A 17,768-nucleotide genomic window follows, 5' to 3' on the forward strand; every position below is an offset into this window, starting at 1 on the left:
CCAACATGAAAAACATTCCTAAACTGCTCAGGTACCTCAATCCCTATAAGAGCAAGATCTTTTTATATTTTTTTACCAGCCTGCTTTCCGTAATATTTGCCCTGTTTTCTTTTGGCATGCTGGTGCCGGTACTGCAGGTGCTCTTCAACGGAACGCAGCCGGGCAGCAGCGTTAGCGGCACCAGCCTGGTAGGCAAGGTCACCTATTATATTAACGAGATCGCCCGGGAACACGACAAGCTTACCGCGCTTACATACGCTGTATTGCTGCTGATCGTAACCACCATACTCAAGAACTTCTTTATCTATTGCTCCCAGCTGATCCTGAATCCGCTGCGCAATACGGTGATGCGACAGCTACGCGACGATCTTTATGCCAAAACGCTGGCCCTGCCTATCGGCTTCTTTACCGAAGAACGTAAGGGCGACCTGATATCGCGCATGACCAATGATGTGAACGAGGTTGAGGTATCGGTGATGAGCGTGATCGAGACCATTATCCGGGAACCGCTCACGATCCTGATCACGCTCGTAGCTATGGTGGTCATCAGCCCTGTACTCACCCTTTCCCTGCTGCTTTTCCTGCCGCTGGCCGGTTTCGTGATCGGCAAAGTAGGCAAGTCGTTGAAAAGACCTTCAAATGAAGCACAGGAGCAACTGGGCGAGATGCTGGCCAATGTGGATGAAACGCTTTCGGGAATGCGTGTGATCAAAGCCTTCAACGCCGAAAGGCAGCAGCAGCTCCGGTTCCGGCAGATCAACAATACCCTGCTGCGCATCCGCAATAAGATCTCGGCCCGCCGCGATGCCGGATCGCCTATGTCGGAAACCCTGGGCATTATTGTGGTATCGGCTATTCTGTGGTACGGTGGCTACCTGATCTTTTCAGGTAAAACAACACTTACCGGGCCGTTCTTTATTCTTTTCCTGACCTTGTTTTACCAGATCATTAATCCGCTCAAGGCATTGTCTACCGCTTTCTATAATATGCAGAAAGGCGCTGCCGCGTTAGACCGTATCCAGGAGCTGATGAGCGTAGAGAACACCATTACGGAAATGCCTGATGCTCGGTCTGTCAAAGCTTTTAACAGCAGCATCGAATTCCGGAATGTAGGTTTTTCCTATGGTACCAAACAGATACTGCATAACGTTAACCTGACCATAGAGAAGGGTAAGACCGTGGCCCTGGTAGGCGCCTCCGGCGCAGGCAAAAGTACCTTTGCCGACCTGATACCCCGCTTTCACGATGTAAGTTCAGGCGCCATCCTGCTCGACGGGGTGGACCTGCGGGAATACAAAATATACGACCTGCGCCGGCTGATCGGTATGGTATCGCAGGATCCGATCCTTTTCAACGATACGATCGCCAATAACATTACGCTGGGTACCGGCGGCGCTACGCAGGAACAGATCGAGGAAGCTGCACGCGTGGCCAACGCCCACGATTTTATCGGGAAAAAGAAAGACGGCTACCAGACGGTAGCCGGCGACAGGGGCTCCCGGCTCAGCGGTGGGGAACGCCAGCGCGTTACCATCGCACGCGCCGTGCTTAAGAACCCACCCATTCTCATCCTAGACGAGGCGACCTCTTCGCTGGATACCGAGTCGGAGCGGATTGTGCAGGATGCGATCAATCAGTTGATGCAAAACCGCACCTGTATCGTGATAGCCCACCGGCTGTCTACCGTGCAGCACGCCGATGAGATCGTTGTGCTCAACCAGGGTGAGATCGTAGAGCGGGGCACGCATCAGCAGCTGATGGCGATCGACGGCACGTATAAAAAGCTGGTTACGCTACAGCAGCTGAAATAAGCTACCATTTCACGAAGCGCTTATAAGCGATCTCGTTCTTGTCATTCCACATTTTCAGAAAATAGACGCCGGGATACAGGGCGCCCACCTGGAGCGTATTGTATTCGAGCCGGTCTTCCTGGAACACCTGGCCCTGCATATTGGTGACCACATATTGCCAGGGCTGCAGCGCCTGCTTATTGTCGTAGAAGGCGATCTTGATCATGTCTGTAGCAGGATTGGGATAGACCATCATCAGATCGCTATCGGGATGCAGGCTGAAAATACCCGTCATTTCCGGATCCGACAATTCGATAATTTTATCCGATGGCACACCGCCGCCGGAAGCATCAGAATTACTGGTAGAGAGAAATACCCTGCCGTCGGGCGCCACCGCGATCGCCCGCAGCCGGCCATAATCGACGTTGTCTATTGCATTGACGGCGACAATCGAATCACTGGTGGCATTCAAAGCCAGTTGGTAGAGCCGGCCGTCTTTCAGCGTGGTCATGAGCAGGGAATTGGCCCAGGAAGGAAACATCGGATGGTTATAATACGCCATCCCGGAAACGGCCAATGTTGGCGTCCAGGCGTATAGCGGCTCCACAATGTTCGAATCGGCGCAGCGTTGCATTTCGCCGGGCTGATCGCAAAAACCCTGTACATCGGGCCAGCCATAATTGCGTCCCTTAAGGATGATATTCACCTCGTCATCGTTATTCGGGCCGTGTTCGGAACTATATAAGATGCCATTGTGCCCGGTCAGCCCCTGTGGGTTCCGGTGTCCCCAGCTCCATACCGGACTGCCTGGAATGGGATTGTCAGCAGGAATGCTGCCGTCCAGATTGATCCGCAGTATTTTACCATTAAGGGCGCCTGTATTTTGCGCCAACGCCGTATTGGCGGCATCCCCTGTGGAGATAAACAACTTATCGCCCACGATCAGCAGCCGGCAACCATTGTGGATCGAAGCGCCCCTGATACCGTCCAGCAGCACCTGCGGCGCTACCAATGTGTTGTTGGCATAAGTATATTTAACCACTCTTTCCTTATAGTCGCCGGTCTCCTCGTATTCGTAAGCGATATAAACATAGGGGTCGTTGGCAAAATCGGGATCCAGCGCCATCCCCAGCATGCCACCTTCGCCCTTAATTACCGTCTGGCCTTCCAGGTACAAAGTATCGGTTTGTCCCGTGGCAGGGTCGAGCCGGCAAACGTACCCGTTCTTTTGGGTAAACCAGAGATGGTCATCGGGACCATAAACCATTTCCCAGGGAATGAATAAGTTGTCCTTAATCACCCTTGCAGTAAAATTTGCCTGCGCCTGGGCATTAAACACCGGCATCAGCAGCGCCAACAGCATATAGTAAAGTGACTTTTTCATGATTCGTCGTTTTTAGATCCCCGGCAAACTATTAGACCTTGTTTTGCCGGCTATGTTTATCTTTATATACAATCTTAACAAATAAGGGGTAAGTATTGTTTTGCAAAATATGTGGGAACAAGTCTTAAAACATTACCCGACGGTATCCCTGGTGTTCGTGGTGCTGCTTTCTGTATTTACGATCGTACGCATCATTATGGACACCGGTAATTCGGCCAAAACCATGGCCTATATCCTGCTGGTATTCCTGTTCCCCGTAGGTGGCGCGGCCATCTATTTCATCTTCGGTGTCAATTACCGTCGCCGGAAGCTGTTTACCAAGAAGATCATCGCCAACGAGGCGTTGTTTCTCAAGATACAGGATCGCCTGGAAGCAGCTTCGCTGAAGATACTGGAAGAACGGCCACCCGATATTGCCGGCAGCGAAGACCTGATACGGCTCCTGCTTAAGGATTCCCGGGCGCCGTTGTCCTACAATAAAGTAAAGCTGCTGATCAATGGGGAGCAAAAGTTCGAGGCGGTGTTTGCGGCGATAGAAAAGGCTACTCATTTCATCCACCTGGAGTACTACATCTTCGACGACGACGATATAGGCAACCGGCTGCTAAGATTGCTGGCCCGCAAAGCAGGCGAAGGTGTTACCATCCGGCTCATCTATGATGACTTCGGCAGTCATGGGATCAACAATGATGCTATTGCGGCCTTGCGCGAGGCTGGTGGCCTCGCCTTCCCCTTCTATGAGGTGAAATTCTATTTGCTGGCCAACCGCCTCAATTACCGCGACCATCGTAAGATTATTATCGTAGACGGCTTGCTGGGCTTTACGGGCGGCATTAATGTTTCGGACAAATACATTAACGATGGCAATCCCGAAAAGCTTTACTGGCGCGATACGCACGTGATGCTGGAAGGGCCTGCGGTAAATAACCTGCAGTACCATTTTATTGCTAACTGGAATTTCTGCGCAGAGGAGACGCTTGAAGTGGACCGGCAATTTTTCCCTATCCCCTTCGAGCATGAGGAAGGGCGGGACGACCTGGTACAGATCGTCGCCGGAGGTCCCGACTATCCCAGCTCGGCCATTATGCTCAGCTTCTTTACCGCCATTGTATCAGCCCGGGAAAGCGTCTATATTACATCGCCTTACTTTATCCCCAACGAAAGCATTTATGATGCACTGAAAAAGGCTGCGCTTAGCGGTAAGGACGTGCGGCTGCTGCTACCGGGAGTATCTGATTCCCGTATCGTGAATGCGGCGGCCCGCTCATACTTTGCCGACCTGATGACCTGCGGCGTACGGATATTTCTCTATCAAAAAGGTTTTGTCCATGCCAAGACGATCGCCATTGACGATAACCTGGCTATGGTAGGCAGCGCCAACATGGACGGGCGCAGTTTTGAATTGAATTTTGAGATCAATGCGGTGATCTACAGTCGTACGATATGCAAACAACTGGTGGATAATTTCCACACCGATACGGGATTCAGCGTGGAATTGTCGCCGGTGCAATGGGCGCAACGTCCCTGGTGGCGCGAATTGATCGACGATATTGCACGATTGCTGTCGCCGATACTATAGCGCCGTTGCATGCAACGGCGCTATAGTAATAAAAACCGGGACAGGATCGATGATCCTGTCCCGGTAATGAATTACGACCTATAGAGCCGTTGCATGCAACGGCGCTACGGCGGCATTATTTTTTATCGCCAAACATGTTGTTCAGCTTATCGAGCGGGCTGTCGCCGGCATCGCCGCCACCAAAGCCGCCGAACATGGATCCCAGGTCGAACTTGCCGCCGATCAGGTCTTCCACCTTGTCGGACAGAAAGGGAGGCAATTTGGATTTAACGAAATTAACGGTTGTCTCTACGGCTTTGGCCGCAGCTTCGGGGCTGAGATTAGCTTTCTCAATCAGTTCATTGATCAGTTCCTGCATATAGAACGTGTTATTTTGGGGTAAATGTTTTTATTTCAATCAGGCGGCTTTCATGTATTCGAGCTTGGCCCTTTCCAGCTTTTGCATAGCATAGTCGAGGGTAAGATGGAATACATCGGAATGTTCTTCCGAGGGCAGCTCAAACATCGCGTCTGTAAGGATCATCTCGCAGATGGTACGCAGACCGCGACCTCCGAGCTTATAGGTAAAGGCTTTGTCGACCATATAGTCCAGCGCCGCTTCTTCCACCTCGAGCTTGATGTCCTCATATTCGAACAGGCGTTTGTATTGCCTGATGAGCGCATTTTTAGGCTCGGTAAGGATCCGCTTCAAGGTGTCTTTATCAAGGGGATTGAGGTAAGTAACTACCGGCAGCCGGCCGAGCAGCTCGGGAATGAGCCCGAAGGTGCGCAGATCCTGGGGGTTGACATACTGGAGCAGGTTAGTGCGATCAAGCTTATCCTTCTGGTCTACATTTTTAAAGCCGATGGTGGAGGCTTCCATACGGCGTGCGATCATTTTGTCGATGCCTTCGAAAGCACCGCCGCAGATGAAGAGAATATTTTGCGTATTGACCTTGATCAGCTTTTGCTCCGGGTGCTTACGGCCGCCTTGCGGTGGCACCAATACTTCCGAACCTTCCAGCAGCTTCAGCAGGGCCTGCTGTACCCCTTCGCCGCTTACATCGCGGGTAATGGAAGGATTGTCGCTCTTACGGCCGATCTTATCGATCTCATCGATGTATACGATTCCTTTTTCGGCAGCTGCCACATCATAGTCGCATGCCTGTAGCAGGCGCGAGAGGATGCTCTCCACATCTTCGCCCACATAGCCCGCCTGGGTGAATACCGTAGCATCGGCGATGGCGAAAGGCACCTGCAGGATACGGGCTACGGTTTTGGCCAATAAAGTTTTGCCTGTACCGGTTTCGCCTACCATGATGATATTAGACTTTTCGATCTCCACGTCTTCGCTAGCAGGGTGCATCAACCGCTTATAATGGTTGTACATAGCCACAGCCATCACTTTCTTGGCATCGTCCTGCCCGATGATGTACTGGTCCAGGAAAGATTTAATTTCCTTGGGTTTATAAACCTTGTGCTTCTTTACGTCATACTTTGAGGAACTGCTTTTCTGCTTCACGTTCGCGTCTGTAACCATAAGGTGCGCCTGTTCGGCACACTCATCGCATATGTTACCTTCTATACCGGTAATCAGGAGGGCCGCTTGGCTCTCCGGTTTGCCACAGAAGGAACATTTCCTCGTATTATTTTGTTTTGCCATGAATTTTTTGATTCCTGTTTAAATACAAAGGTACGAAATATACCCCAATAGCCGGGCAGGGTAACCTATAGGGCTGTCATAGGGTTTTCGCATTTTAACCGGTATTTTTGCGGCATGGATTGGAGCTTGATCGCACAATATATTGCAAAGGAATGGCAGGCCATTTCCACCCTGGAGATCGTCGCCGTCGCTTTCAGCGTTGCCGAAGTACTACTGTCCTACAGGAATAACGTATTACTCTACCCTTCTGGTATTATTGCCTGCAGTTTATCTATCTGGCTTATGGGTAGGGCGGGGCTATACGCCGAAGCTATCCTGAGCCTGTATTACCTGGTGATGAGCTTTTACGGCTGGTACAAATGGGTGCAACGGAACAAAAAAGCGGCGCAGCTGCCAATATCGGCCTGCACACCGGGCGACTGGCGTATTGTTGCCGGCATCTGCGTGGTCTCGTTCGTACTCCTCTTTTTTACACTGAAAACGTTTACCGATTCCAGCGTTCCTTATATGGATGCCTTTGTTTCGGCCACAGCATGGGCAGGTATGTGGCTGCTGGCCCGCCGCAAGGTCGAAAACTGGATCCTGCTCAATATATCCAATATAGTGGCCATTCCCCTGTTATTCTACAAGCACCTGCCGTTGATGGCGCTGCTTACCGCCTTTCTGTTTACGGTAGCGGTGCTGGGCTATTTCCGCTGGAAACGGATCATGAAGGAAGAGGCTATGCGGGAAGACGAGCTCCGGACCCTGTCTTTGCCGGCCAATACAGGCCTTAAACCAGGGCAGCGATCAGCTGCTGCTGAACGGCCCTGAATTCTTCTTCGCTCAGCTGCAGCTTGGGACGGGAAAAGTTCATATCGCCTACGCCCGTGATAGGGATAAGGTGGATATGGGCATGAGGTACTTCCAGGCCTATCACGCTGATGCCGCAACGGTTGCAATCGAAGGCTTTCTCGATGGCTTTGCCGATTTTCTTGGCAAAGAGAATACCTTCGGCCAGCAGCGCGTCGTCGAGATCGAATATCTTGTCGATCTCCACTTTAGGTACGACGAGGGTATGCCCCTTGGCGAGGGGAAAAATATCCAGGAAAGCAAAAAAGCGATCGTTTTCGGCGATCTTGTAAGAGGGGGTCTCCCCTGCGATGATTTTGGAAAAAATGGTCATAGCCGTTCGTTTGTGCTGCACCATCCGGCGGGGCCGGGTAGCTGACGCAAATTAAGCAATTGTACGGCTAACAGGTCACACAAGAAGTATTCAAAAAGAAAAGAGGCCTCACAGCCTCCTTTCTTCAAGCTATGTGTTTGACCGGTGATCAAATGCTAATGGCGTCGATCTTGAATTTCATTTTGCCGGAGGGCGCGTCTACTTCAGCAGTCTCGCCTACCGTTTTACCCAACAACCCTTTGGCAATGGGAGAGCCTACAGATATTTTACCTGATTTCAGATCGGCTTCAGTCTCGGACACGATCTGGTATTCGAATGATTTTTTGGTCTTTGTATTGGTGATCTTCACTTTGCTTAGGATAGACACCTTGCTGGTATCGATATCCTTTATATCAATGACGCGGGAATTGATCACGGCAGTTTCCAGCTGGGCGATTTTTGCTTCGTGGTAGCCCTGCGCTTCCTTTGCGGCATCATACTCTGCATTTTCCTTAAGATCTCCTTTTTCTCTTGCATCGGCGATAGCCCGGGCGATCTCAGCACGCCCTGCTGTCTTCAGCTGGGTTAGCTCGTCCCTCATTTGCTCCAGGGTTTCCTTCGTAACATAATTTACATCTGCCATATAAAACAGTAATTTAGTGGATAGTATAAGAAAACATGCAACGCACCCGGACGGGATGCGTTGCATGTGCATTTCAAAGGTAAACAATTCCCTTTTAATTTCCAAAAGCCGGATTGCCGACCGCTTCGACGATTTTTTGCGCCAGGAATGCGCTCATTTTGTACAGTGCCTGCACTGTATACCCGCCAATATGCGGCGTTCCGATAAAGTTGGGCATGGCGATGAGCTCGTCAAAAATCACTTTTTCGGAGTCGGTCATTTTGCTTACCGGCTCTTTTTCCCATACATCCAGGGCGGCTGCTTTTATTTTCCCGTTTTTCAAACCCCGGTGCAGGCTCTGCTGCGATACGATGGTTCCCCGCGACAGGTTCAGGAGCACAAAGGGCTTCTTCATACGGTCCAGGAGCACATCGTTGAAATAGTGGCGGGTTTCGCTGCTGAGCGGCAGGTGAAAGCTAAGAATATCGGCTTCTTCTACGATACGGTCGATATCCCTGCATTCTTCTATACCTGGTCCGGCAAAACCCTTTTTGTATTTATCCAGCGCCAGCACGCGCACATCCATAGTGCAAAGCTTGCGGGCAAAGGCGCTGCCGTTGTGGCCATAGCCTATGACACCTGCAGTAAGGCCTTCGATCTCCAGCCCGCGGTTCTCTTCCCTAAGCCAAAGCCCCTGTTGCATTTCCACATGCGCGCTGAAGATGCGGTGCTGCAATGCCAGCAACATGCCCAGGGCCTGCTCGGCCACGGCATTGGCATTACCTTCTGGACTGCTGAAACAGGCTATTCCTTTTTCCCTGGCATAAGGCACGTCGATTACTTCCATGCCGGAGCCCATACGGCCCACCCATTTCAGCAGTGTGGCCCGGTCAATAAACTCCCGGTCGACCTGCAGGCGGGTCGATGTGACCAGGCCTTCATATTGGCCGATAGTAGCCAATGCCTCCGGCCTGCCGATCTCTTCCCCTAATACACAGGTATAGCCCAATGCTTCCATCCGGTCGATCAATACCTTATGCACCGGGGCTACGATCAATACCTTCCTGCTCATGCCTTCTGTTTTATATAGTCACGATATAAGCCTACGAAATCTATGACCGAAAGCTGCTCTGCACGCTTTGTAAACAGTTCCTGCTCCAGGTATTCCGGCAGGAAGATGCCCTTGAGCGCATTGCGCAGCATCTTTCGTCGCTGGTTGAAAGCAGCCTTTACGATCTGTACAAAGGCCTTTTTATTTTCGATGCCATAAGGATTTCGGCTATTTGTCATCTTCAATATGCCCGACATTACCTTAGGCGGCGGCGTAAAGCAACCGGGTGGCACGTCAAACAAATATTCCGTGGTGAAGAAAGCCTGTATCAACACACTTAGAATACCATAGGTCTTACTGCCTTCGCGCGCAGCTACCCGCTGGGCCACTTCTTTCTGGAACATCCCAATTACTTCGTCGACCTGGCTCTCCCAATCCAGTATACGGAACAGGATCTGTGACGATATATTGTAGGGGAAATTGCCGATGATCGAGAACCCGCCCTCGAAGGGCACCGGCGCCTGGAGGAAATCCATATGGATCAGCTTACCGGCGAAGGCCGGAAATGCCTTGGGCAGGTAGGCCACCTTTTCATCATCGACCTCGATCGCTTTGTAATCGGTATCGTCCCATTTGAGCAGGTACTTGCTGATGGCGCCGCCGCCGGGACCTATTTCCAGCAGCTTCAGGTCCGGGTGCCGGTCGACCTGCGCCACGATCTTTTGGCACATGTTCTCATCATGCAGAAAATGCTGCCCCAGACTTTTCTTTAAGGTTAATGCCATATGATTCTCTTCTTTACTCTGGGTTCATCTGCCCGGCGGCGTTTTGATCGGGCTGTCTTATTGTTTTATAAAGCAGCTTTTACCGCTTGTACCAGCTTTTCTGCTCTTTCAGTTACTTCCTCATCAGTCCAGGAAAGATTGATGGGGGTGCAGATGCAGCGGCTGATCAACGCATCGGAGACGGGGAACTCCCGTGTAGCATATCCCGCCATGGCCGCTTCCAATTGCGGGTGGAAACGGTTGAGTGTTTTGCCCTCCTTGAAATGATCCCACTTGCGGATATAATGCCAGTTGTTGTCGAAATAGTAAAAGTTGACGATACCCGCGGCTTTCAGGTTGGCCGAAGCCTGTTGCGCCTGTGCTGCTTCGGGCAGGAAAAAGCCCAGGAACGTAGCGCTGTCGCCATCCGGGTCGGGCAGGCGACGGAAAGTGATTCCGGGCAATGTTGCCAGGGCATCTTTCAGTATCTTCTTTGTTTTGCGCTGGATCGCGAGAAACTGGTCGAGCTTGCGCAGCTGCGCCAGGCCTACTGCGGCATGCAGCTCGGAAATACGGAAATTGTACCCGAAGTGCGGATGCAGGTCGGCGCCGCGGTCTACGCCCAGGTGATCGTGGCCATGATCGCTGTAGGCATCCGATTTGGTGTATACCTCTTTGCTATGGGTTACAATGCCGCCACCTTCGGCGCAGGTAATGGTTTTTACAAAATCGAAGGAGAAAGTGCCCGCATGGCCGATTGTACCCAGCGCCTTTCCTTTGTAGCTGCCGCCGAAAGACTGGCAGGCATCTTCCAGCAGGATAAGGTTATGCTTGTCGCAGATCGCTTTCAGCGCATCCAGGTCGGCCATGGCGCCGCACATGTGCACAGGCATCACGGCTTTCGTCCTTGGAGTGATGGCCGCTTCCACAGCTGCCGGATCCAGGGTGAGCGTATCGTCGATATCGACCAGCACGGGTATCGCACCCACAGAAAATACAGATTCAAAGCTGGCGACGAAAGTGAAAGTAGGCATGATGATTTCATCGCCGGCGCCCAGGCCCAGCGCAGCCATCACAGTAGTGAGCGCTGTGGTGCCCGAAGAGGTCAGCTGAGCATAAGGTACCTGCAGCTTATCGCAAAGCGCTTGTTCCAGCTCTTTGGCCTTCCATTTGCCTTTGCGCTGCGCATCAAATCCGTAGCGCATCAAAATTCCTGTTTCCAGGACCTCGTTCACCTCTTTTCTTTCTTCTTCACCGAAAAATTCGAAACCGGGCATACTTGTTAATTGTTTTATTTTTGTGTTCGCAAAAGTACGGCAAATATGATTGCCGCTTGATGATCCTGATCACCAGGTAAACCCTTAACGACATATGCCCGGGAAATATTTGCTGGCACTGGTTTTAATTTTCTCTTCGGTAGTGTATAATCTCCCGGTAGCAGGACAACACAAGTGGAACCGGCGACGGGATATACCAGAGCCACCGCCCGTGTCGACAGACAGGAAAGACTACGAGTGTGTGTGCAGGCCTGTACCCTTGGCGAAGCGGCTGAAAAAATACCCATTCCATAAAGCCAGCCGTGTGGTACTCGTTTCTTTTCTTACACCGGGAACGCCGCTATTCCCCGTCGATTCGCTGGACTTGCGCGACTACGGCTATGACTATGTGCATGTACCGGCCGGGGAAAATGAAACCAGGAAGGGCGTCATTGAAGAATCCGTCGTGCTTAACGAAGGGCAGATCGACAGCCTTGCCGCTATTCTTTATGGCTATGGCTATCGTAAGCGCGATTTAATGCCACCCCGGACCATGACCGGCTGTTATGCCCCACACAATGCGATCCTGTTTTATAATGACCAGGATGAATGCTTTGCTTTTATCGAACTTTGCTTTAGCTGCGAAGGGATGCGGCAAAGCGATGACGAGGTAGATGCTGGTAATTTTTGCACTGGCAAATACCAAATGCTCCGTTCATTTTTTAAACGACATCAAATCCGGATCGGCACAATACAAATACCCCTGGTCAAGCTTTGCTGTGACTCACTTAAATAAACCTTATGAAACGACTACTCCTTTCGGCATTTGCTCTTGTTGCAGGCCTTAGCGCATTATTGTTTGAGCAGATTGTTACAGCTTGTGGTGGCGGCGAAGACCCTTATGACTATTATACCACCTTCTTTCACAACAATCTTGCCGGCAGCCCGGCCTATATGCCCTTTTACTTCGTGACGGGCTACCAGTACTACGACGACTGGAACTACGACGCCTCGCCCGACCTGAACGAGGATGAGAACCTGAAGGAATGGGTCGGCTTCGGGCAGGACAAGTTCAAGCTTAAGGATGCGCATGATTTTATCTACAGGTACAGCTACAACCAGCTCAGCAACCTTTATTACCATATCGAAAAGGGCAATGCCCTGCAGCTACCCGATTCGGTACAGCGCAACGGGATGACGCAATGGTTCCTGGCCGGTAAGGATCTCGAGGCGCTGGGCTACCTGATGTTTGCCAAGAAATGCGAAACAAACGCTGCCCGGAGCTCCGACTGGGATGCGGCGCCCAGGAACACAGCTGCTATGAACAGCAATATCAAAGGCGGTCTGCAACTATGGAAAGTAGCTAAAAAGGAATTCTTTCAATGGCGCTACGCTTACCAGGTGCTGCGTATGGCTTTTTACAGCGGCGATTATACCCGTACTGCCAGCTTGTACCAGGAGCTTGTAGGAGATAAGACGGCGCCGAATATTATGTATTATCGTTGCCTGAGTCTTAAAGCCGGGGCAGCTTATAAAACCGGTGACTACAATACGGCCGCCTATCTCTATTCCCGTGCCTTCGAAGGCACCGACGATAATAAACAGGGCAACTACGTAAGCTACGACTGGTGCTTCAGACCACATGGCGAAAATGAAAAAGGCCCAGGCGCCGACCGGAGCCGTGTGCTCGCGCTGTGCAAAAACAACAGTGAGAAAGCGGTAATCGCAATAATGGATGCCCTGCACCAATACGAAGATGGATTACCCCTGATGCAGGAAGCCTATCAGCTCGACCCGAAAGTAAAAGGATTGGACGTGGTGATGACGCGTGAGATCAATAAGCTTGAGATCTACTTGCTCGACCCCAAATTAAGAAGCCAGAGCGGCTTCAATAATAGCTATTATACGTACAGCAATTATTACTACAATACCCCTGCCTACGAAAGCGAACGTTCGGCGCGGGAAGCAGAAGTATTTAAAGGATATGAGCGCCAGCTCCGGGAACTGGTACGCTTTGGCGACCGGGTCTATACCGAGAATAAAGTGGCAGACAGGGCCTTCTGGCCTTTGTCGGTAGCTTACCTCTATTTCATTCAGCAAGACTGGAAAAGCTGCGAAGATTGGATTGGTAAAGCAAGCGCCCTTAACCCATCGGGCCGTATGAAGAATATGCTGGAAGTGGAGAAATTGCTATTGACCATCAATAAAAACAACAAGCTCGATGCGGCCACTGAAGCCAAAATATTACCCTCTTTACAATGGCTGGAACAAATGTCGCGCAAAGATTTCCGGTTCTGGACCAGCTACCGCAACCTCATGACCACGGTGTTGCCCAATGTCTATATGCGGCAGCAGGACACCATCAAGGCCTTGCTCTGTATCGCTAAAGGTACTACCGGTCCCGATGGCAAGGGTGGCTATTACAGCGGTTGGATAGATCAGGAACGTAGCAGCCAGCCGGTATACGTCGATCCCGGTTCATCGGCCGAACTGGAACAGGTGACCACGGCCAGGGTGATTGCGCTGAAGCAATGGATCAAAACGGCGCAAAAAACAGCCTACGAAAGCTTTCTGGTGAAAAATCCGCCATATGAGCAAGGTGCGCTGGAGCTATATCTTGGCACCCGCTACCTGCGCCAGCTCGATTTTGCCCAGGCTGCCGATATGATGAAGAATGTGCCGGCCGCTGCGATGAAGTCTTTCCGTTTTCCCGATCCCTTCGCCGAACGCTGGATCGACACTCAGGAACCTGCAGATACCACTACCGTTTCCGATAAATACCAGTTTGCAAAAGACATGCAGCAATTGAAGGAACAAACGGAAAAAGGGAATGCCGATGCCAAGCAGCTGTACCGCTATGCCAACGGTCTGTATAGCATGACCTATTACGGACTGAGCTGGAGGGCCAGCATGTATTACCGCAGCGGCTCCGACGGGCTGGCTTATTATGCCGATACGACCCGGGCGCACCTGTTGCCCGAATATCGCAACTACTACACGGCCGAAAAAGCGACCCTTTATTACCAGCAGGCATTTGACCGTTCGAACGACCCTGAGCTGAAGGCAAAATGCCTCTTTATGCTGTCGAAATGCTGGCAGAAAAATGTAACAATAGCCAACAAGAATATCTGGGATCCGGCGGCCAACGACGACTATTATCTGTATACGCTCAAAAGCCCTTATTTTAGTCAACTCACACAGAATTATGCCCAAACGAATGCATTTAAATCTTTGCACGAAGAATGCAGTTATTTAAGGCTTTATGTACGACAGGCACATAAAAAATAAGTTAAGCTAAATTAAAATAATTCTTAAACCAAACCAATAATCGCCTCTTTAACAAAAGTTTGCACCACCATTTTATGGTTTTGGCGTTTATGTATTGTATGTTTGGTGTATCGGAAAATCAGGACTTATTTCCCGGTGTATCAAAAGATAATGTTTGAATGACACCACACTAAATAACGAATCAAAAAAACACTTTTAAGTTTATGAGAAAGGCAGACATGGTTGCCCGTATCGCCGATAAAACCGGCATTCCAAAAGTTGATGTTCTGGTCACCCTGGAAACCTTTTTTAAAGAAGTGAAGACTTCACTTACAGATGGAGAGGCGGTATATGTTAGAGGATTCGGAAGCTTTATTGTGAAGAAGAGAGCGGCTAAAATAGGCCGTAATATCAAAAAGAATGTTGCCGTAGAAATTCCCGAGCATTTTATTCCTGCCTTCAAACCGGCAAAGGAATTTATGCAGACCGTAAAAGAGCATGCAACAGGCATTACCGAATCTTCTGACGAAGATTAAGGACAACCGTAAATTATAGCTACATTTATTTTTAGTGCCAGGATAACTGCAATCTGATCGCTTCGCGTGAAGGTTGCAGTTTTTTTATGGCAAAATGATCTATGGAATAAGGGAGCAATATCCGTCCCGGCAGGCGGCTCCGGGAAAAAAGGGGAAAAGAATGATCAGGGCGGTTCTGCCTTACGGTCAGTTGATCACCTTGTCGGCGCAGCTGCTGCTGGCAAAGGCTTCAGGCTTGGCCTTGAAGGCAAACCCCATACCCAGGATATAGCCTGTGGCCTCCCTGAGTGCTTCGTTGCTCTTGAATTGCGGATTGGTGTTGATATCGGCATGAACCTCCATATCGACATCATACTTGTTGAAAAGGTCGCAGAGCTCGTAAGCGATCTCGATGCTCCGGGCCACCTCTACCAGCATACGCTCCTTCAGGGAGTAAGGATGGGAGGTCCGGTCATTTTGAATAAACATGAACCCACCATGTTTTTCGCGCAGGAAAACAATTACTGTTGCAAAATCGGTATTAGCGCCGTGCACCTGGGAATCGGTGCCAATGCATACTTTCAGCTTGTAACCGGCATTGGTTTCTCTTACAATGGCCTGTTCTACTGCGGATTTGATCGGCAGGGTGATCGTGTCTCCCTTAAATGTTCTCCATCGCATAAATTGCCTTTTTATGTAAAAAATGTTTATTAAAGTTAACTATAATTACCTTATCTAGTTTTTATCCTAACATTATGATATGGTAAAATGCACAGGTTATAAACATTATTGATAGCGGCCTTAGGCGTTGAAAAGGCTATAGTCTTTATAACCAGTTGTTTGAGGCTTTATAAGCGAAACAATTTGTCCACACCTGTGCATTTCTTTTTGAGAGAAGATGCTCGGGCAATAGTATTTTCGGGGAAGAATTACCGGATATACCTATGGAAATGGAACAATTAATGCCGCATGTGGAAGCGCTGATCTTTGCCAGCGAACGTCCCTTGCCGCAAATGGAAATGATTGAATTGCTGGGCAATGTGATGGAAGAGCAGCTGGAGAGCGATAAGATCGCCGTTTGCCTGGAAGCGGTAAAGGAAAAATACGATACAGATTACTTTCCTTTCGAACTGAGGGAAACCGGCGGCGGATACCAGTTTCTGACTAAGAAAACATACCATCAGACCGTACTGCAGCTCAACGGGGATAAATACATTAAGAAACTCTCCTCGGCCGCCATGGAGACGCTGGCCATAATCTCGTACAAGCAGCCGATCACCAAATCGGAGATCGAATTCATAAGAGGTGTAAGTTCCGACTACTCCATACAAAAGCTCCTGGAAAAAGAGCTGATCGTGATTGCAGGCCGTAATGAGCAGGCAGTGGGTAAGCCGCTCCTGTATGCAACCACCAAGAACTTTATGGATTATCTCGGCGTTAACTCGCCCGGCGACCTGCCCGAGTTGAAGGAGATCGCCAATATAGATATCGTAATGCCAACCGACGGCGCAGAAGCCCTGCCGGAGGAGCATGCCAACCGCCAGATGATCGTCGACAATAACGGCGAGCTGAAGCTGGGGGTTGCCGATACAAGCGAGGACGCGGCTGCTGAAGAAAGCCCGAGCCAGGACTTACCGGATACAACCGGCGACGAGCCTACAGATGAGGCAAAGCCGGAGGCAGACGAGCCGGCAGATGATGAATCCCCACTGGATTAATGACCAATCATTGATACGAGAGGAGCCGCCCGAAAGAGCGGCTTTTTCCATACAGAGCTGGCACCATAGGAGCAAGAAGGGCCATGGTATAAACATTTCATATTCATTTAGCCACCGTTCAGAACGCGCCAGCGGTCTGAATGATAACAAAGGCCCCTGGGTTTAGGAAAAAAGAAGAGGCCTCTATAAGAATATAGAGGCGCTATAACCACCCATACAGGGAACCAACCCATATAGGGAACTGTAAACCGTGCTATTATTTTTCTTGAAATAACTAAGCGATCCCTGTTTTATCTCTGAAGATTGCAAAAAAAAGCAATTGACGCTTTATTTTCTGTCGCTATTGCAGTAGCTGAGTAAGGTTACTGTAAAACTGCTATGGAAACGGGTCTGGTCGCTGTTCAAGGGTGTAAAGGAGTAGCGTATCATGGAAACAAAATCGAGGCTCAGATATTGCCCCTTTGGTTTTTCAGAATTGTTATTCCATTTGATATCCTGCCCTGATTCATCATCAAAAGCAGGCGCTTCTTGAACTAGTTTAATTTTTTTTCGATGATCAGTGCTCAACTTTGTGCTATCAACCAAAAAAAGGAACCATGTCCATTAGATCCATACGGCTGCCGCAGCTCTTTTTAAGAATCGCGCTCGCTTTTACCATGCTTTCGGCGGTAGCAGACAGGCTGGGTTTCTGGGGTGCTCAGGCAACCTGGGGAACCTGGCAGCATTTCGAACAATACACCGCTACACTTACTTTTTTTCTGCCTGCGTATCTAAGTGCTTTTTCTGCTTATGCGGCCACTTTTATGGAGGTCGCTTTGTCCCTTCTGCTCCTATCCGGCTTTAAATTAAAGTGGACAGCAATCGCTACAGGGATACTGCTGCTGGTATTTGCTTTGTCCATGAGTATTTCTTTAGGGGTAAAAGCACCGCTTGACTATTCGGTTTGGATAGGAAGCGCTGCTGCATTCTTGTTGGCAAGCCAGAAAAGTAACGCGAAACGATTGCCCGACGGTCTTTCCAGCTAAAACAATTTCAA

At 50.1% G+C, this 17,768-nt stretch carries 17 protein-coding genes; 8 read left to right on the forward strand and 9 right to left on the reverse strand.

Going from position 1 to position 17,768, the window contains the following annotated elements:
• Positions 1 to 5: 5 nt before the first annotated feature.
• Complete coding sequence (locus DZK30_RS00185; protein WP_118972076.1) at positions 6 to 1,811, forward strand: ABC transporter ATP-binding protein; 1,806 nt, start codon at positions 6 to 8, stop codon at positions 1,809 to 1,811.
• A 1-nt stretch (position 1,812) separates the two neighbouring features.
• Here DZK30_RS00185 and DZK30_RS00190 read toward each other — a convergent pair whose 3' ends face one another.
• A complete protein-coding gene (locus DZK30_RS00190; protein WP_118972077.1) occupies positions 1,813 to 3,174 on the reverse strand; it encodes a PQQ-dependent sugar dehydrogenase in 1,362 nt (453 codons plus the stop codon).
• Between the two features lie 109 nt (positions 3,175 to 3,283).
• Here DZK30_RS00190 and cls point away from each other — a divergent pair, with 109 nt between their 5' ends.
• Positions 3,284 to 4,753 (forward strand): cardiolipin synthase, encoded by a 1,470-nt coding sequence (cls, locus tag DZK30_RS00195; RefSeq protein ID WP_118972078.1) that lies wholly within the window; start codon positions 3,284 to 3,286, stop codon positions 4,751 to 4,753.
• 115 nt (positions 4,754 to 4,868) lie between these two features.
• On the opposite strand, the gene DZK30_RS00200 is transcribed toward cls, so the two are convergent.
• Entirely contained in the window at positions 4,869 to 5,111 is a 243-nt protein-coding gene (locus tag DZK30_RS00200) for a hypothetical protein (protein ID WP_118972079.1), read from the reverse strand.
• A 39-nt stretch (positions 5,112 to 5,150) separates the two neighbouring features.
• Positions 5,151 to 6,395 (reverse strand): ATP-dependent Clp protease ATP-binding subunit ClpX, encoded by a 1,245-nt coding sequence (gene clpX / locus DZK30_RS00205; protein WP_118972080.1) that lies wholly within the window; start codon positions 6,393 to 6,395, stop codon positions 5,151 to 5,153.
• A 114-nt stretch (positions 6,396 to 6,509) separates the two neighbouring features.
• Here clpX and pnuC point away from each other — a divergent pair, with 114 nt between their 5' ends.
• The gene (gene pnuC, locus DZK30_RS00210) at positions 6,510 to 7,208 is read left to right on the forward strand and encodes a nicotinamide riboside transporter PnuC (RefSeq protein WP_118972081.1); all 699 of its coding nucleotides are present in this window, start codon (positions 6,510 to 6,512) and stop codon (positions 7,206 to 7,208) included.
• Here pnuC and DZK30_RS00215 read toward each other — a convergent pair.
• The 5 genes from DZK30_RS00215 to DZK30_RS00235 all read right to left on the reverse strand — a co-directional run bounded on the left by DZK30_RS00215 (position 7,168) and on the right by DZK30_RS00235 (position 11,253).
• Positions 7,168 to 7,560, reverse strand: coding sequence for an HIT family protein (locus tag DZK30_RS00215; RefSeq protein ID WP_118973346.1), 393 nt, complete (start codon positions 7,558 to 7,560; stop codon positions 7,168 to 7,170). The genes pnuC and DZK30_RS00215 overlap by 41 nt on opposite strands.
• 148 nt (positions 7,561 to 7,708) lie before the next feature.
• Positions 7,709 to 8,182 carry a transcription elongation factor GreA gene (gene greA / locus DZK30_RS00220; RefSeq protein WP_118972082.1) on the reverse strand — a complete coding sequence of 158 codons (474 nt, stop codon included), beginning with the start codon at positions 8,180 to 8,182 and terminating at the stop codon, positions 7,709 to 7,711.
• A gap of 94 nt (positions 8,183 to 8,276) precedes the next feature.
• Positions 8,277 to 9,233, reverse strand: a complete 957-nt coding sequence (locus DZK30_RS00225) for an NAD(P)-dependent oxidoreductase (protein ID WP_118972083.1) — start codon at positions 9,231 to 9,233, stop codon at positions 8,277 to 8,279.
• The gene (gene rsmA, locus DZK30_RS00230) at positions 9,230 to 9,997 is read right to left on the reverse strand and encodes a 16S rRNA (adenine(1518)-N(6)/adenine(1519)-N(6))-dimethyltransferase RsmA (protein ID WP_118972084.1); all 768 of its coding nucleotides are present in this window, start codon (positions 9,995 to 9,997) and stop codon (positions 9,230 to 9,232) included. The genes DZK30_RS00225 and rsmA overlap by 4 nt, the downstream gene beginning before the upstream one ends.
• Positions 9,998 to 10,062: 65 nt before the next feature.
• Positions 10,063 to 11,253 (reverse strand): DegT/DnrJ/EryC1/StrS family aminotransferase, encoded by a 1,191-nt coding sequence (locus DZK30_RS00235; protein WP_118972085.1) that lies wholly within the window; start codon positions 11,251 to 11,253, stop codon positions 10,063 to 10,065.
• A 94-nt stretch (positions 11,254 to 11,347) separates the two neighbouring features.
• Here DZK30_RS00235 and DZK30_RS00240 point away from each other — a divergent pair, with 94 nt between their 5' ends.
• From DZK30_RS00240 to DZK30_RS00250, 3 genes are all read left to right on the forward strand, one after another.
• Complete coding sequence (locus tag DZK30_RS00240) at positions 11,348 to 12,028, forward strand: hypothetical protein (RefSeq protein ID WP_162902717.1); 681 nt, start codon at positions 11,348 to 11,350, stop codon at positions 12,026 to 12,028.
• 5 nt (positions 12,029 to 12,033) lie between these two features.
• A complete protein-coding gene (locus DZK30_RS00245) occupies positions 12,034 to 14,520 on the forward strand; it encodes a hypothetical protein (protein ID WP_162902718.1) in 2,487 nt (828 codons plus the stop codon).
• A 203-nt stretch (positions 14,521 to 14,723) separates the two neighbouring features.
• Positions 14,724 to 15,035 (forward strand): HU family DNA-binding protein, encoded by a 312-nt coding sequence (locus DZK30_RS00250; protein ID WP_118972088.1) that lies wholly within the window; start codon positions 14,724 to 14,726, stop codon positions 15,033 to 15,035.
• Between the two features lie 186 nt (positions 15,036 to 15,221).
• Here DZK30_RS00250 and DZK30_RS00255 read toward each other — a convergent pair whose 3' ends face one another.
• Positions 15,222 to 15,695 carry a ribonuclease H-like YkuK family protein gene (locus tag DZK30_RS00255; protein ID WP_118972089.1) on the reverse strand — a complete coding sequence of 158 codons (474 nt, stop codon included), beginning with the start codon at positions 15,693 to 15,695 and terminating at the stop codon, positions 15,222 to 15,224.
• 269 nt (positions 15,696 to 15,964) lie between these two features.
• On the opposite strand from DZK30_RS00255, the gene scpB reads away from it, so the two are divergent.
• Positions 15,965 to 16,732: an SMC-Scp complex subunit ScpB gene (gene scpB, locus DZK30_RS00260; protein WP_118973347.1), complete on the forward strand. Its 768-nt coding sequence runs from the start codon at positions 15,965 to 15,967 to the stop codon at positions 16,730 to 16,732.
• A gap of 596 nt (positions 16,733 to 17,328) precedes the next feature.
• Positions 17,329 to 17,757 carry a DoxX family membrane protein gene (locus tag DZK30_RS00265; RefSeq protein WP_118972090.1) on the forward strand — a complete coding sequence of 143 codons (429 nt, stop codon included), beginning with the start codon at positions 17,329 to 17,331 and terminating at the stop codon, positions 17,755 to 17,757.
• Positions 17,758 to 17,768: the final 11 nt, after the last annotated feature.

Origin of the sequence: Taibaiella koreensis, from assembly GCF_003545715.1 — a bacterium.
In the GTDB taxonomy this organism is placed as follows: Bacteria; Bacteroidota; Bacteroidia; order Chitinophagales; family Chitinophagaceae; genus Taibaiella; species Taibaiella koreensis.

Coding starts and splice junctions, on each gene's coding strand:
- rsmA (WP_118972084.1), bottom strand. CDS start 9,997: ATGGCATTAACCTTAAAGAAAAGTCTGGGGCAGCATTTTCTGCATGAT.
- clpX (WP_118972080.1), bottom strand. CDS start 6,395: ATGGCAAAACAAAATAATACGAGGAAATGTTCCTTCTGTGGCAAACCG.
- DZK30_RS00255 (WP_118972089.1), bottom strand. CDS start 15,695: ATGCGATGGAGAACATTTAAGGGAGACACGATCACCCTGCCGATCAAA.
- DZK30_RS00200 (WP_118972079.1), bottom strand. CDS start 5,111: ATGCAGGAACTGATCAATGAACTGATTGAGAAAGCTAATCTCAGCCCC.
- DZK30_RS00240 (WP_162902717.1), top strand. CDS start 11,348: ATGCCCGGGAAATATTTGCTGGCACTGGTTTTAATTTTCTCTTCGGTA.
- scpB (WP_118973347.1), top strand. CDS start 15,965: ATGGAACAATTAATGCCGCATGTGGAAGCGCTGATCTTTGCCAGCGAA.
- greA (WP_118972082.1), bottom strand. CDS start 8,182: ATGGCAGATGTAAATTATGTTACGAAGGAAACCCTGGAGCAAATGAGG.
- DZK30_RS00225 (WP_118972083.1), bottom strand. CDS start 9,233: ATGAGCAGGAAGGTATTGATCGTAGCCCCGGTGCATAAGGTATTGATC.
- DZK30_RS00185 (WP_118972076.1), top strand. CDS start 6: ATGAAAAACATTCCTAAACTGCTCAGGTACCTCAATCCCTATAAGAGC.
- DZK30_RS00245 (WP_162902718.1), top strand. CDS start 12,034: ATGAAACGACTACTCCTTTCGGCATTTGCTCTTGTTGCAGGCCTTAGC.
- DZK30_RS00250 (WP_118972088.1), top strand. CDS start 14,724: ATGAGAAAGGCAGACATGGTTGCCCGTATCGCCGATAAAACCGGCATT.
- pnuC (WP_118972081.1), top strand. CDS start 6,510: ATGGATTGGAGCTTGATCGCACAATATATTGCAAAGGAATGGCAGGCC.
- DZK30_RS00215 (WP_118973346.1), bottom strand. CDS start 7,560: ATGACCATTTTTTCCAAAATCATCGCAGGGGAGACCCCCTCTTACAAG.
- DZK30_RS00265 (WP_118972090.1), top strand. CDS start 17,329: ATGTCCATTAGATCCATACGGCTGCCGCAGCTCTTTTTAAGAATCGCG.
- DZK30_RS00235 (WP_118972085.1), bottom strand. CDS start 11,253: ATGCCCGGTTTCGAATTTTTCGGTGAAGAAGAAAGAAAAGAGGTGAAC.
- cls (WP_118972078.1), top strand. CDS start 3,284: ATGTGGGAACAAGTCTTAAAACATTACCCGACGGTATCCCTGGTGTTC.
- DZK30_RS00190 (WP_118972077.1), bottom strand. CDS start 3,174: ATGAAAAAGTCACTTTACTATATGCTGTTGGCGCTGCTGATGCCGGTG.